The organism is Streptomyces sp. B21-083 (assembly GCF_036898825.1).
Classification (GTDB): Bacteria; Actinomycetota; Actinomycetes; order Streptomycetales; family Streptomycetaceae; genus Streptomyces.
In genome coordinates, this window is the sequence record NZ_JARUND010000001.1 from 543492 (window position 1) to 555627 (window position 12136).

At 69.7% G+C, this 12136-nt stretch carries 13 protein-coding genes; 7 read left to right on the plus strand and 6 right to left on the minus strand.

The window, feature by feature from the left end; translation table 11 throughout:
• Positions 1-405: 405 nt before the first annotated feature.
• On the plus strand, positions 406-801 hold the full coding sequence (locus QA861_RS02485; protein WP_334586520.1) for a hypothetical protein: 396 nt from the start codon (positions 406-408) through the stop codon (positions 799-801).
• Positions 798-1667: a helix-turn-helix transcriptional regulator gene (locus QA861_RS02490; RefSeq protein ID WP_334586521.1), complete on the plus strand. Its 870-nt coding sequence runs from the start codon at positions 798-800 to the stop codon at positions 1665-1667. Before QA861_RS02485 ends, QA861_RS02490 begins: the two co-directional genes overlap by 4 nt.
• Positions 1668-1791: 124 nt before the next feature.
• Here QA861_RS02490 and QA861_RS02495 read toward each other — a convergent pair whose 3' ends face one another.
• Positions 1792-2835, minus strand: coding sequence for a 2-oxoglutarate and iron-dependent oxygenase domain-containing protein (locus QA861_RS02495; protein WP_334586522.1), 1044 nt, complete (start codon positions 2833-2835; stop codon positions 1792-1794).
• A 105-nt stretch (positions 2836-2940) separates the two neighbouring features.
• Here QA861_RS02495 and QA861_RS02500 point away from each other — a divergent pair, with 105 nt between their 5' ends.
• Together QA861_RS02500 and QA861_RS02505 are read left to right on the plus strand one after the other, a co-directional pair.
• Positions 2941-3228, plus strand: a complete 288-nt coding sequence (locus tag QA861_RS02500) for a zinc-ribbon domain-containing protein (protein WP_334586523.1) — start codon at positions 2941-2943, stop codon at positions 3226-3228.
• Between the two features lie 150 nt (positions 3229-3378).
• On the plus strand, positions 3379-4743 hold the full coding sequence (locus QA861_RS02505) for an FAD-dependent oxidoreductase (protein ID WP_334586524.1): 1365 nt from the start codon (positions 3379-3381) through the stop codon (positions 4741-4743).
• A 66-nt stretch (positions 4744-4809) separates the two neighbouring features.
• Here the strand turns inward: QA861_RS02505 and QA861_RS02510 are convergent, their stop codons facing one another.
• Positions 4810-5133 (minus strand): YkvA family protein, encoded by a 324-nt coding sequence (locus tag QA861_RS02510; RefSeq protein ID WP_334586525.1) that lies wholly within the window; start codon positions 5131-5133, stop codon positions 4810-4812.
• 486 nt (positions 5134-5619) lie between these two features.
• Here QA861_RS02510 and QA861_RS02515 point away from each other — a divergent pair, with 486 nt between their 5' ends.
• Both QA861_RS02515 and QA861_RS02520 read left to right on the plus strand, forming a co-directional pair.
• A complete protein-coding gene (locus QA861_RS02515) occupies positions 5620-5976 on the plus strand; it encodes a DUF485 domain-containing protein (protein WP_334590427.1) in 357 nt (118 codons plus the stop codon).
• Positions 5970-7574, plus strand: a complete 1605-nt coding sequence (locus QA861_RS02520; RefSeq protein ID WP_334586526.1) for a solute symporter family protein — start codon at positions 5970-5972, stop codon at positions 7572-7574. Before QA861_RS02515 ends, QA861_RS02520 begins: the two co-directional genes overlap by 7 nt.
• A 26-nt stretch (positions 7575-7600) precedes the next feature.
• Here QA861_RS02520 and QA861_RS02525 read toward each other — a convergent pair whose 3' ends face one another.
• From QA861_RS02525 to QA861_RS02540, 4 genes are all read right to left on the minus strand, one after another.
• Positions 7601-8230 (minus strand): DUF6629 family protein, encoded by a 630-nt coding sequence (locus QA861_RS02525; RefSeq protein WP_334590428.1) that lies wholly within the window; start codon positions 8228-8230, stop codon positions 7601-7603.
• 108 nt (positions 8231-8338) lie between these two features.
• Positions 8339-9166: a methyltransferase domain-containing protein gene (locus tag QA861_RS02530; protein WP_334586527.1), complete on the minus strand. Its 828-nt coding sequence runs from the start codon at positions 9164-9166 to the stop codon at positions 8339-8341.
• A 46-nt stretch (positions 9167-9212) separates the two neighbouring features.
• Entirely contained in the window at positions 9213-9596 is a 384-nt protein-coding gene (locus tag QA861_RS02535; protein ID WP_334586528.1) for a DUF6479 family protein, read from the minus strand.
• Between the two features lie 318 nt (positions 9597-9914).
• Positions 9915-11432 (minus strand): helix-turn-helix domain-containing protein, encoded by a 1518-nt coding sequence (locus QA861_RS02540; protein ID WP_334586529.1) that lies wholly within the window; start codon positions 11430-11432, stop codon positions 9915-9917.
• A gap of 79 nt (positions 11433-11511) precedes the next feature.
• Between QA861_RS02540 and QA861_RS02545 the strand changes: the two genes are divergently transcribed.
• Positions 11512-12132 (plus strand): L-threonylcarbamoyladenylate synthase, encoded by a 621-nt coding sequence (locus QA861_RS02545; RefSeq protein ID WP_164312012.1) that lies wholly within the window; start codon positions 11512-11514, stop codon positions 12130-12132.
• Positions 12133-12136: the final 4 nt, after the last annotated feature.

Here is a 12136-nt window from a genome sequence, read left to right on the forward strand (position 1 = left end):
CTTTCGGTGCCCCCTCATCCGGGGGTAGCTGGGCGGCGCGGTTTAGCTCAATCTTGGTGCCAGTCGAGCCGCTTCGCGGTCCGGAGAACGGGATGTACAACCGTATGACCCGTCGCCCGGGCCGCGCGCACCACCCCCAGCGCGAGGCCCGCCGGACCCGAGGCCGTCGTGTCCACCCGACAGCTGCGAGCCCGCACCCCCCAGAGAGGAACCCCTCCCCCATGGATTTCTCCCGCTCACCGCTTCTTGCCGGCCTCAGAGAAAGCGCTGTCGTCGAGCCGTGCCACGCGCCGGCCGACACCGGCGGCGACCACAGGTTCGGGATGCCTCCGCCCGCGGTCCCGCGAGCCTTCGCCGACTGACCCGGCGCCACGGACACGGGCCCCCATCCGTCTGGTGGTACATGTGACACACACCGATCCGAGCGGCTCACCCGAGACCAACGCCGATCGCCGGGACGTACGGGACCGGCTGGAACCGCGTCGCCTCGTCCACACCTACGCGTCCACCCCGGACCGGCGGAACCCGAAGGTGTTCGCTTCGCTGTTCGACGACGACGGCGAGCTGATCCTGAATTCCCCGGCCGCGGACAGCGCCTCGGGGGAGACCGACCGTCTCGCGCACGAGACGTACGCGATGCCGCGGACGCCAGAACGCGCTTGCGCGCCATCCACCACCGCGGCTCCTACCGGCGTACGACAGGAACCTGCCCACCGGCCACTGACCCCGGCCGCTCCCGCCCCCCAGGGAACGCAACACCGGAGCACTCTGTGCTCCCGCGCAGACCGAGGAAACGTATGACAGTGAAACCACCCCCCGTTTCGGACGACGACCGCCAACTCAAGCGCGCCATCGACGCGTTACGCCACACCACCGGCGTGGATCTCACTTTCGGTGGTGTCGTGACCAGAGGACGGCACGCGCAGCTCACCGAGTTCGCCGGCAACTCGACCAGAGCCCTCACGGGGCTGACTCTCGGGTTCGGCATGGGACTCGGCGGCAAGGCGGTGGCCCTGCACCGCCCCATCGCGGTCAACGACTACGCGAACTCCAAACGGATCAGCCATCACTACGACCTCATGGTCGCCGCGGAGGGCATCCAGGCCGTCGTGGCGGCCCCCGTGGTGGTGAACCGCACGGTACGGGCGGTGATGTACGGCGCGGTCCGCCAGTCCGTCGGGCTGGGCGACCGGACGGTCGACGCCGTCATGGACACCGCCCGCGCCCTGGAACAGAACCTGGCGGTGCGCGACGAGGTGGTGCGGCGCCTCGGCCTTCTCGACGAGCCCGTGGGTGCCGGCGAGCGCCCGCCCGAGCCGGCGTCCCCCCGCTGGGAGGCGATTCGCGAGGCATACGCCGAGCTTCGGGTGCTCGCCCAGCACGTCACGGACAGCGACCTGCGCGAGCGGGTCGCCGCGTTGAGCGACAAACTGGCCGACGCCGGAGCGCCCGCCTCCCGGCGTCCGTCCGCCCCAGCCCTCTCCGCACGAGAACTCGACGTCCTGTCGTGCGTCGCGCTGGGGCGGACCAATACCGACGTGGCGGATGAACTCGGCCTTCGGGCCGAGACGGTGAAAAGCTATCTGCGCAGCGCCATGCGCAGGCTGGGATGCCATTCACGTCTGGAAGCGGTCATGACCGCCCGCCAATTGGGTCTGCTGCCCTGAGAGCGGAAAGGCCTCCGGGAGACAAAAGGCCACGGCAGGAAAGCGAAACACCCGCGGGCGGTCTGGCGAATTCGGGAAAGGTACGCGCCGGGCCGCACTGGTCAGTTCCGTGCGAGGACACGGTTCAGGAAGTGAGGGCTTCTTTGCGGAGCCGTTCGAGGACGGCCAGCCGGTCCTCCTGCTCGATACGCCCGGTGGTGGAGCGGTCGGGATAGCAGCGCATGAACATGTTCGTGAAATGCGTGCCGTAGTGGATGAACTCGTCCCCCTCGGGCGCGTCCAAAGGACGGGCCACTGCCTGGAAGGACGGCTCGTGGAAGTACGCCATCGTAAAACGCTCACGGTCGGCCAGGCGCACCTTGTGCGGGGTGGAGAGGAGGGTTCCGCCGGTGATGAACTGCATGATGTCGCCGGGGAACACGGTGAAGACCGAGGGCGCCGGAGCCACGAAGGTCCAGGGGTCCTCGTTCTCGAAGCGCCCGGCCATGGACTCGTCCGGCAGCCAGTTGCGCCCCCGGGACTCGCCGGGGACGGGCGGCCGTATGTAGAGACCGCCGACCTCGTCCTGGGCGGCGATGACGAGCAGACCGTAGTCGGTGTGGGAGCCGATACCTCGCTCGGAGGTGGCGTCCGCCGGCGGGAAGCGCAGCACCCTCATGTGGTGCCAGCCGTCGTCGGTGAGCCGTGTGAAGTGCTCCATGTCGTCCAGGCCGAGACCCAGCGCGGTCAGTTGGAGCAGTCGGTGGCCGATGTCTCCGACGACGCCCATGTAGTCCTTCATGGCGGCGGCGTACTGGTCGGACGGCCAGGGCGCGGGGCCGTGGCACGGCCACCTGTCGAGGACACGGGGGTCGTCCTCGGGGATGTCGGGGCAGACGGTGAAGATCTCCGAGCCGTCCTTCTCCCCGGCCGTCTCCTCCTCGCCGGACGCGACATATCCGCTGTAGGTGAGGTCGGAGACGTACTGGGTCTTCTCCTTGAGCGGCCGGCTGACGAAGGCCCTGGATGCGTCGAGGGCCCGTCCGGTGGCAGCATCCTGTTCGGGAGTGGCCTGGATCTGGAAGATACCGTCGACCTGCCAGGCGGCGATGAGTGCCCGACCGAGTAACCGGTCGGCGTCACTGCCCTCGACGGTCGGAGGCAGTGGGAAAGTCTGCAGTTCGGTCATGTCCCCACCATGAACCGGACGCAAGCGATCCACCACCCCCTTCTGAGGGGGCCGGGCCGACAACAGACGTACCGGCAACACACGTACCGACAAAGGGACTTACGAATGATCGTCTTCGGCACCAAGGGATATCTGTACCAGCTCGCGATACTCACGCTGGTGTGCGGCCATTGCGGGAATCCGTCGGCGCACGCGCTGCGGAAGCGCGTCACCAAGTTCACCTTGTTCTTTGTGCCCCTTTTCCCTTTCTCGACCAAGTACCTGACGCAGTGCACCTTCTGCGGTGCGGAGCAGAAGGTGACCAGGGAGCAGGCGGAGCAGTTGCGGGGCGTCGGCGGCGGCGCCGGTGACCGGACGAACACGCCGCCGCAGCAGCAGTCCTACCGCCCCTGAACCCGGGCGCCCACGGTCGTCGCGGGCGGCCCCGTTCGCCCATAAGTCCACTTTATGAGCTCATAACCCCGACCCCCGTACCAGCTTAGGCTTGCCTTAGCTTAGGCTTCCTTCGAAGATCTCTTGTCATCGCTCGAAGGGAACCTGATCATGCCTCGCCCACTGCGGGTGGCCATTGTCGGAGCCGGCCCCGCCGGGATCTACGCCGCCGACGCGTTGCTGAAGTCCGCAGTGGCCGCGGAGCCCGGTGTGTCCATCGACCTCTTCGAGCGGATGCCGGCCCCGTTCGGGCTGATCCGGTACGGCGTCGCCCCCGACCACCCGCGCATCAAGGGCATCATCACGGCCCTGCACCAGGTGCTCGACAAGCCCCAGATCCGCCTCTTCGGCAACGTCGACTACCCGGGCGACATCAACCTGGACGATCTGCGCGCCTTCTACGACGCGGTGATCTTCTCCACGGGTGCCACGGCCGACCGGGCCCTCGACATACCCGGCATCGAGCTGGACGGCTCGTACGGCGCCGCGGACTTCGTCTCCTGGTACGACGGACACCCGGACGTGCCGCGTACGTGGCCCCTCGACGCGGAGAAGGTCGCCGTCCTCGGAGTCGGCAACGTCGCACTCGACGTGGCACGCGTCCTGGCCAAGACGGCGGACGAGCTGCTGCCGACGGAGATCCCGCCGAACGTCCACGAGGGGCTCAAGGCCAACAAGGCGCTGGAGGTCCACGTCTTCGGCCGCCGCGGCCCGGCGCAGGCCAAGTTCAGCCCGATGGAGCTGCGCGAGCTGGACCACTCCCCCAACATCGAGGTCATCGTCGACCCCGAGGACATCGACTACGACGAAGGCTCGATCGCGACCCGGCGCGGCAACAAGCAGGCCGACATGGTCGCCAAGACGCTGGAGAACTGGGCCATCCGCGATGTCGGCGACCGGCCGCACAAGCTGTTCCTGCACTTCTTCGAGTCACCGACCGAGATCCTCGGCGAGGACGGCAAGGTCGTCGGCCTGCGGACGGAGCGGACCGCTCTCGACGGCACCGGCAACGTCAAGGGCACCGGCGAGTTCAAGGACTGGGACCTCGGAGCGGTCTACCGCGCGGTGGGCTACCTCTCCGACAAGCTGCCCAAGCTGCCCTGGGACGTCGAGTCGGGCACCGTTCCCGACGAGGGCGGCCGAGTGGTCCAGGAGACCGGCGAGCACCTCCCGTCGATGTACGTCACCGGCTGGATCCGGCGCGGCCCCGTGGGGCTGATCGGGCACACGAAGGGCGACGCCAACGAGACCGTCGCCAATCTGCTGGACGACTACACCAACGGCCGCCTTCCCGAGCCCGCTTCGCCCGCCCCGGAGGCGGTGGACGCGTTCCTCGGCGAGCGGGACGTCCGCTTCACCACCTGGGAGGGCTGGCACCGGCTGGACGCCGCGGAGAAGGCTCTGGGCGAGCCCCAGGGCCGCGAGCGCGTGAAGATCGTCGAGCGCGAGGACATGCTCCGGGCCAGCGAGGCGTAAGCAGCACCGAAGGAGCGACAGGGCTCGGCTCGCGGGACACCGCGAGCCGAGCCCTGTCGTCGTCCCTCACCAGCTCTTGTCCGGGCGGCCGGTCGGCGCGGAGTCGAGTTCCTGCCCACCGTCCAGCTCCCGTGCCTGTGAGCGCAGACTGCGCAGGGCCAGCAGGAGTACGCCGATGTCGTCCAGATAGACGGGGTCGGGCACGAGGTCGGTCGGCAGCACCAGATAGGCGATCGCGCCCCAGAAGACCCAGCGCGAGCCCGTCGGCAGACCCGCGCGACGCAGATCCCGTCGGGTTCGGACCAGCCGTACCAACACGATGCCCGCGACGGCCAGCGCGGCCACCGCCAGGACCGCGACGATCAGGATCAGTGTCGTGGTGGAATCCATCGCCCCTCCGCCGTTCCAGGCCTGCCTTCGCCGCGACCTTCCTACCCTTCGCTTTCCCCTTCACGATGTCTCCACACCGCGCTTCCCCACCTCTCGGTGCAGCACACCCGTACGGCACATTTGAGCCAGTACTCAATAGTAATTCACAGCCGGTTGATTGTTCCGGAGCGCCGCTGCCATAATCCGCTTCCTGACCCGTCGTCACCCCTGACGGGCCCCCTGGGCAGCCACGAAACTCCCCCCGATGCTCCGCACCGGAATTCCTCGGCGATACGTCCGGATTCACGACTCCCCCATCAGATCCGCACAAGAACGCAGCTCCGGCATCCTCTCCACCACGGTGAGCTGGATGATCGACGGCTCGCAAGAGCTGGTTGCGCGACATAATGCAGCGAAGAAGGTGCGTTTATGTCCAATTATTTCATGCGGCCGGACGAGCCGCCCACATACAGGCCGACGTACACCGAATCCGTTTCGGGACAGGCGATACACGGCCATCCTGAATTTCAGTCATTGCGGAACGGGTACCGCCGCTTCGCAGCCGTGTCGACAGCACTCGCCGTCGGCGGGTTCCTGTTGTACATCCTGTTGTCGAACTTCGCACCCGGCATCATGAACCAGCCGATCGCCGGTCATCTCACCCTCGGCCTGACGCTCGGCCTCGGGCAGTTCGTGGTGATGGGGGTGACCGTCTGGCGGTACGTACGGCGGATGCGCACCCACTTCGATCCCGTCGCCCGGGGGCTGCGCGCCCAGTCGGAGCAGCGTCGGCCCGGTCAGCTCCCTCCGGCCGGGCAGACCGGTTCCCGTCCGCAGAGCACGAGGGAGTACCGCACATGGTGACCGTCGGGGCCGGCGTCGTCGACCCCTTCAGCCGGCAGCTGACCTTCGTGCTGTTCCTGTCGGTCGTCGTGGTCACGCTGTTCGCCGCGCTGCTGATCGCCCCGCAGCGCGACGAGGTCGGCGAGTTCTATCTCGGCAACCGGGAGATGTCGCCGCTGCGCAACGGGCTGGCGATGTGCGGGGACTATCTCTCGGCCGCGACCCTGCTGGGAAGTACCGGGCTGGTCGCCCTCACCGGCTACGACGGGCTGTTGTACCTGTGCGGCACCACGGTCGCCTGGATGATGGTGCTCCTGGTGATCGCCGAACCGCTGCGCAACTCCGGCAAGTTCACTCTCGGGGACACCGTGGCGCTGCGGCTGCCCCAGGGCGGACGGGGGGTCAGGATCGCGCTCGCCCTCTGCACCCTGACGATCTGCTGTCTCTACCTGGTGGCTCAGCTCGTGGGCAGCGTCGCCTTGTTGACCCAGTTCACCGGTGTGCCCAGCACCACCACCCGTACGTTGTGCGTCGTCGTCATCGGCACCATCGTCATCGTGTACGCCTCGCTCGGCGGTATGCCCGGCGCGACGTTCATCCAGATCGTCAAGGCCGTGATGCTGGTGTCCGGCGTCGCCGTCACGGCCGTCATGGTCCTGCACCGCTTCGACTGGAACTTCAACGCGCTGCTGGAGGCCGCCACCGAGAACAGCGGTATCGGCCAGCGGTTCTTGGAACCCGGTCTGCGTTACGGCGCGAGCACCACCAGCAAACTCGACTTCCTCAGCCTCCAGTTGGCCATCGTGCTCGGCCTCGCCGCACTCCCCCACGTGATGATGCGGCTCCTCGCCCCGCGCTCCACCAACGTCCTGCGCTCCTCGGTCGTATGGGCCGCGGGTCTGGTCGGCTTCGTCTGTCTGGCCGCGGGCATTCTCGGTCTCGGCGCCACCGCTCTCGTGGGCCGCGAGTCCATCATCGACACCGACCCGAAGGGCGACGCGGCCGTTCTGCTGCTCGCTCAGTCCATCGGCGGCGGGATACTCACCGCGCTCCTGTCCTGCCTCGCCTTCGTCACGCTGCTCGCGGTCGCGGCCGGTCTCACCCTCGCGGCGGCCTCCTCCCTCGCCCACGACCTGTACGGCGAGGTCATCCGCAAGGGGCGCGCCACCCAGGCGGAGGAACTGGGCGCGGCCCGGCTGGCGGCGGTCCTCATCGGCATCCTGGGGATGGGCCTGGCCCTGCTGTCATGGGAGACCAACGTCTCCACGCTCGCCTTCCTCGCCTTCGCCATCGCCGCTTCCGCCCTGCTGCCCACGCTCCTCTACAGCCTGTTCTGGCGGCGCTTCAACTCCCGGGGCGCGCTGCTCAGCCTGTGCGGAGGGCTGGCTTGCTCGGTGCTTCTGGTCGTGTTCTCGCCGGTGGTCTCGTCGACCGCGTCCTCCATCTATCCGTCGGCCGACTTCGCCTGGTTCCCGCTGCAGAACCCCGGCATCGTCTCCATCCCGGCGGGCTTCCTCCTCGGCTGGCTCGGCACCGTTCTGTCCGCCCGTCAGGACACTTCCTCGTACGAGGAGTTCGAGGTCCGCGCGCTCGTGGGGGCCGGAGCCGACACCGACTAGCAGGTACGGCGGCCAGGGCGCCCGCGTCAGCGGCGTGACAGCGGGCGTCCGCGCGCCCAGCCCAGCAGGACCAGGGAGCAGAGCGCGGCGAGAGCGCACCAGGTCGACACGAACTCCAGTCGCCACAGCGCCCAGCACCCCAGCGCGCCCGTCCCGGCCAGCAGCCCGAACACCACCAGCCGACGGTCGCCGGAGAGAAGGAGGGCGCCGACCGTGGCGATCAGATAGCCCGCGAGGAGCGGTCCGGAGTGGGACAGGCGGATGCCGTACCCGATCGTGTGGCCGCGAATGTCCGCCGTCACCCGGTGGTTCGAGAGGTTGTACGCGAGTGCCGCGCCGGTCACGACGCCCACGGCCAGCGGCAGCAGGAGTCGGTGCCGCAGTCGCCCGGGTGCCGCGCACAGGACGGCCACCGGCACCCACAGGGCGAGGAGCGGAAGGGCGATGACCGCCCATGCCACGGTCGCCGGGCCGGTTCCGCCGTCCGCCCGCCAGACCTGGGACTCGACGATCTGGTGGGCCCCCAGGAGCAGGGGCAGCGCGGCCAGCGGCACATCACGGCCCCTGCCCGCCCGGGCCACCGCTGCCACGCACGCCACGCCCACGGCGGCGATGCCCACGCCCGCCGCCAGATCAGCCGTCGCACTCCAGCACATCACGCCGCCACGGGGTCCGTCGTCGCCTGCCTAGGCTTCACAGCGCACCACGGCCGGGCCCGGACCGCATGCCGAGCGTCGACGACACCCGATGACACCCTGGGCAGGTCAGGCGGGCCGGTGGGCCACCACGGCGAACATCGTCACCGACATGTGCAGTGCGCCCCGCTCCGCGGCCTCGGTCAGCTCCGCGTACAGGCGGTCGCGCTGCTCCTCGGTCATCAGTCCACGCCGTACGGTCGACTCGCCCATCATCCGGACCAGGGGCCAGGGCACCGTCTCGTTGTCCTGGAGCAGCGCCTGCGAGCCCCGGTCGTCGACGACCAGCCCCGCGGCGGACAGCTGGTCCGCGAGCCGGCGTCCGGAGTACGGGTTGGCCGCCGCGGCCAGGGTTCCCGCCGTCATCGCGGCCACCGCGTCCGGGTCACCGGGGTGCAGGAGGGCGGTGGCCCAGTCCGAGTCGATGAGCGCCACGCGTCCGCCGGGGCGCAGGACCCGCGCGATCTCACCGACGGCCTTGTCCGGTTCGGACAGGTGCTGCAGGACCCGTTCGCACCACACCACGTCCACGGTGGCGTCGGGCAACGGAAGGGCGAGCGCGTCGCCGTCCACGAAGCGGGCCGTGCTGCCGGCCGCCGCGGCCCGCTGTTCGGCGACCTGGCGCAGCGCCGGGTTCGCCTCGATGCCCACGGCGTCGCCGGAGGGGGCGACAGCCGCGGCCAGGGCCAGGGTGTGCGATCCCGTACCACTCCCCACGTCGATCACGTGTTCGCCGGGGCGCGGGTTCAGCGCGCCCTGTGTCCAGGCACGCAGCCGCCGTACGCCGTCGGCCTCGTCCTGCGCGTCAAGGGCGGCCACGAGCCGTCCGACGTCCGCCGTGGAGAAGTTACGTGCGTGGAACTCCGAGCTGGGCCGCGTGTCAGGTGGTTCCCCCATACGGCCCACTCTATGAGCCGGGTCACGCACCGACCACCAGAACGCGTCACTTCCTGCCGGAGCCGCCGCTACCGAAGGAGCCGCTGTTGCCGGGCGACCAACGCGGGCGGGTCTGGTCCTCGCCGCGTTTCGTGCCGGCGGAGTGGAGGTTGTGCGGATTCAGCCGCTCACTCTCCTCCACGGTGTGCGGCACCTCGTCGGGCTCGCGCATCTCGCGCTCCTCGTGCACCGGCCCGGTCTCCGGCAGCCTGGGCTGCTCGTCCGGCCTGGGCGGGGGCGACTCCGCCTCCTTGGCCTTGACTCCCAACATGACGGCCCAGATCAGCAGGGCCACCACGATCAGGCCACCGGCGAAGGCGGCGATCACATTGAGTACGTTGCTCGATGCGGCGAGTACCTGTCCCGCGTCTGCTGCTTCTGCCAGTCTCATGGCCCCCGGGTGCCCCGGAAGCTGTCGGCTATTCGTACCGCTCACCTGCGACGTCGACGACCGGGCGGCGGGGGGACGGGACCTGGCGTCGGAGAATACGCGGGCACGGGGATACGGCCGCACCCCCGTGCCGGCCGCGTCCCCCGCACCCGCGGGTCCTCGGGGCCGGTTTCCGGCCAGGCACCGCGGCGCGGACACCGGCGCTCCCGCGCTCCTCCGAGGGAGGCGCGCATACCGGAGCACTGGCATCCCGGTGAACCTACGTGCGGGCGGGCACGGCGTGTATCGCGCCCATGCCCTCCCTACCGGGCCGAGGACTCACTCGTGCACGGTCCCGCCCGGATGGTCACGTTTCGTCCGGTCGGCGGTGGGTGCGTCGAGATCACCGAGTGCCAGATGGGCGAGGACGACCTCGTACAGGTCGCTGCCACCGGCGAGGAGCTGGCGTTCGAGGACGGGTTCCGCGCTGCGTACATGGTCGCGCACGGTCTGCGCGTGGATGCCGAGCACCTGTGCGGTGCGCTCCGCGTTGCCGCCGACGGCGATCCAGGTGCGGACCGTCCGCCGCAGATCCCGCGTGTCCGTGGCGAGGCGGCCGAGGAGGCCGTTGGCCCAGGCCAGCAGCGGATCCGTGCGCAGCAGTTCGGTCAGTCCGGTCGGCGGGGCCGCGGCCGCGCGCGGCTCGTCCTGGACCGCCGCCTGGGTGTTCAGGGCCAGTTGGACGGCGGCCCGGGTGGTGAGGTCCGAGAAGTCGGCGTCGAGCAGCCCCTCCACGCGTTCCATCCGGGCACGCACGGTGTTGCGGCTGACGCCGAGGATGATCGCCGTCTTGACGGCGGTGAACGAGAACCCGAGGCGGGTGGTGGCGAGGAGTTCGGCGCGGGTGTGGTGGGGCAGGTCGTCGAGCGGGCTGAGCAGCCGGTCCGCCCAGCCGCGCAGCGCCAGCGGGTTCATCAGCCGCTCGGGGTGGGTGCGTTCGGCGTACACGGCGGCCCGGTCCGGGTGGAAGCGGGCCACGGCGAGGGCGCTGACGGCCTGTCCGTACGCCGTGGCGGTCTGGGCCAGGCCGTGCCGGACGCTGCCGCCGATGAAGGTGTCCGGGTGTTCGCCGACGATCGAGCGCAGTTCCGGACCCGCCAGGTCCTGGCCGCGGTCGATGGGCGCGACGACGATCAGATGCTCGTCCACGGCCGGACAGCGCACGATCAACGCGTGTCCCTCGGCTGCCTCCTGGCAGTCCTCGGCGAGGTCGTCGCGGTGTGCGGCGTGGCCTTCCAGTACGTAGACGCAGGCGGTGTCGGTGTCGAACAGGCCGGGCCAGAGACCGGCGGCGACCCGACGGGCCGCGATGGTGTCGCCCACCATCAGCAGCTGCAGGATGGCGAGCCTGAGGTCGGCGGTCGCCCGGTCCAGCCGACGTTCGGCGCTCGTCGTCCCGCGTTCCCGCAGGAGCAGTTCGAGCACCCAGACCGTGCGGGCGACGATGTCCCTGGCACGCTGGTCGAAGGGCGCGGTACGGGCGACCGCGAGCACGCCCTTGGTGACGGGGTGTCCGAGTCCGGCCAGCCTGACGTGGCGTCCGTGTGTGTGCACCGCCGCGGAAGCGATTCTTCCGGTGGAGACGTCCCTCACCAGGTCGTCGTCCGCGGACAGCCGGGGGCCGGCGAGGAGAGCACCGGTCACGTCCTGGAGGGACACCTCCGCCTCGATGGTTCCGGCGAGCCAGTCGGTCACCCTGCCGAGGTCTCGGCCCCCCGGTCGCAGGTGGCCGAGGAGCTCGTCGGCCCAGCCGCCGGAGGCTTCGTCGCGTATGCCTCCGGTCCTGCTGCCTGGCACGACGACTCTCCCCCGGTCGATCAGGTTCTCACGGCATCACCGTCCGGAACCTACCTCACCGAGGGCATAGGCTCGACGGATGGCAAGGTACTTCGACGTCCATCCCGACAACCCGCAGCCCCGCACGATCAGTCAGGTCGCGGACAGCATCCGCTCCGGCGCGCTGATCGCGTATCCGACGGACTCCTGCTTCGCACTGGGGTGCCAGCTCGGCAGCCGTGACGGCATCGACCGCATCCGGTCGATCCGGCAGCTCGACGACCGTCACCACTTCACTCTCGTGTGCCAGAACTTCGCGCAGCTCGGCCAGTTCGTGCAGGTCGACAACGACGTGTTCCGGGCCGTGAAGGCGTCCACTCCGGGCAGTTACACGTTCATTCTCCCGGCGACCCGTGAGGTGCCGCGCAAGCTGCTGCACCCGAAGAAGAAGACCGTGGGTGTGCGCATCCCCGATCACGCCGTCGTGCAGGCGCTGCTGGCCGAGCTGGGCGAGCCGTTGCTGTCCAGCACGTTGCTGCTGCCCGACGAGAAGGAGCCGCTGACGCAGGGCTGGGAGATCAAGGAGCGGCTCGACCATGTCGTGGACGCTGTCGTCGACTCCGGGGACTGCGGTACGGAGCCGACGACGGTCATCGACTTCTCCAGCGGGGAGGCCGAGATCGTGCGGCGGGGCGCGGGAGACACGTCACGGTTCGAGTGACGGC

Bases quoted from the DNA above. Each gene is read 5' to 3' on its own strand.
- QA861_RS02490 (WP_334586521.1), top strand. From the start codon at position 798: ATGACAGTGAAACCACCCCCCGTTTCGGACGACGACCGCCAACTCAAG.
- QA861_RS02495 (WP_334586522.1), bottom strand. From the start codon at position 2,835: ATGACCGAACTGCAGACTTTCCCACTGCCTCCGACCGTCGAGGGCAGT.
- QA861_RS02500 (WP_334586523.1), top strand. From the start codon at position 2,941: ATGATCGTCTTCGGCACCAAGGGATATCTGTACCAGCTCGCGATACTC.
- QA861_RS02505 (WP_334586524.1), top strand. From the start codon at position 3,379: ATGCCTCGCCCACTGCGGGTGGCCATTGTCGGAGCCGGCCCCGCCGGG.
- QA861_RS02510 (WP_334586525.1), bottom strand. From the start codon at position 5,133: ATGGATTCCACCACGACACTGATCCTGATCGTCGCGGTCCTGGCGGTG.
- QA861_RS02520 (WP_334586526.1), top strand. From the start codon at position 5,970: ATGGTGACCGTCGGGGCCGGCGTCGTCGACCCCTTCAGCCGGCAGCTG.
- QA861_RS02525 (WP_334590428.1), bottom strand. From the start codon at position 8,230: ATGTGCTGGAGTGCGACGGCTGATCTGGCGGCGGGCGTGGGCATCGCC.
- QA861_RS02530 (WP_334586527.1), bottom strand. From the start codon at position 9,166: ATGGGGGAACCACCTGACACGCGGCCCAGCTCGGAGTTCCACGCACGT.
- QA861_RS02535 (WP_334586528.1), bottom strand. From the start codon at position 9,596: ATGAGACTGGCAGAAGCAGCAGACGCGGGACAGGTACTCGCCGCATCG.
- QA861_RS02545 (WP_164312012.1), top strand. From the start codon at position 11,512: ATGGCAAGGTACTTCGACGTCCATCCCGACAACCCGCAGCCCCGCACG.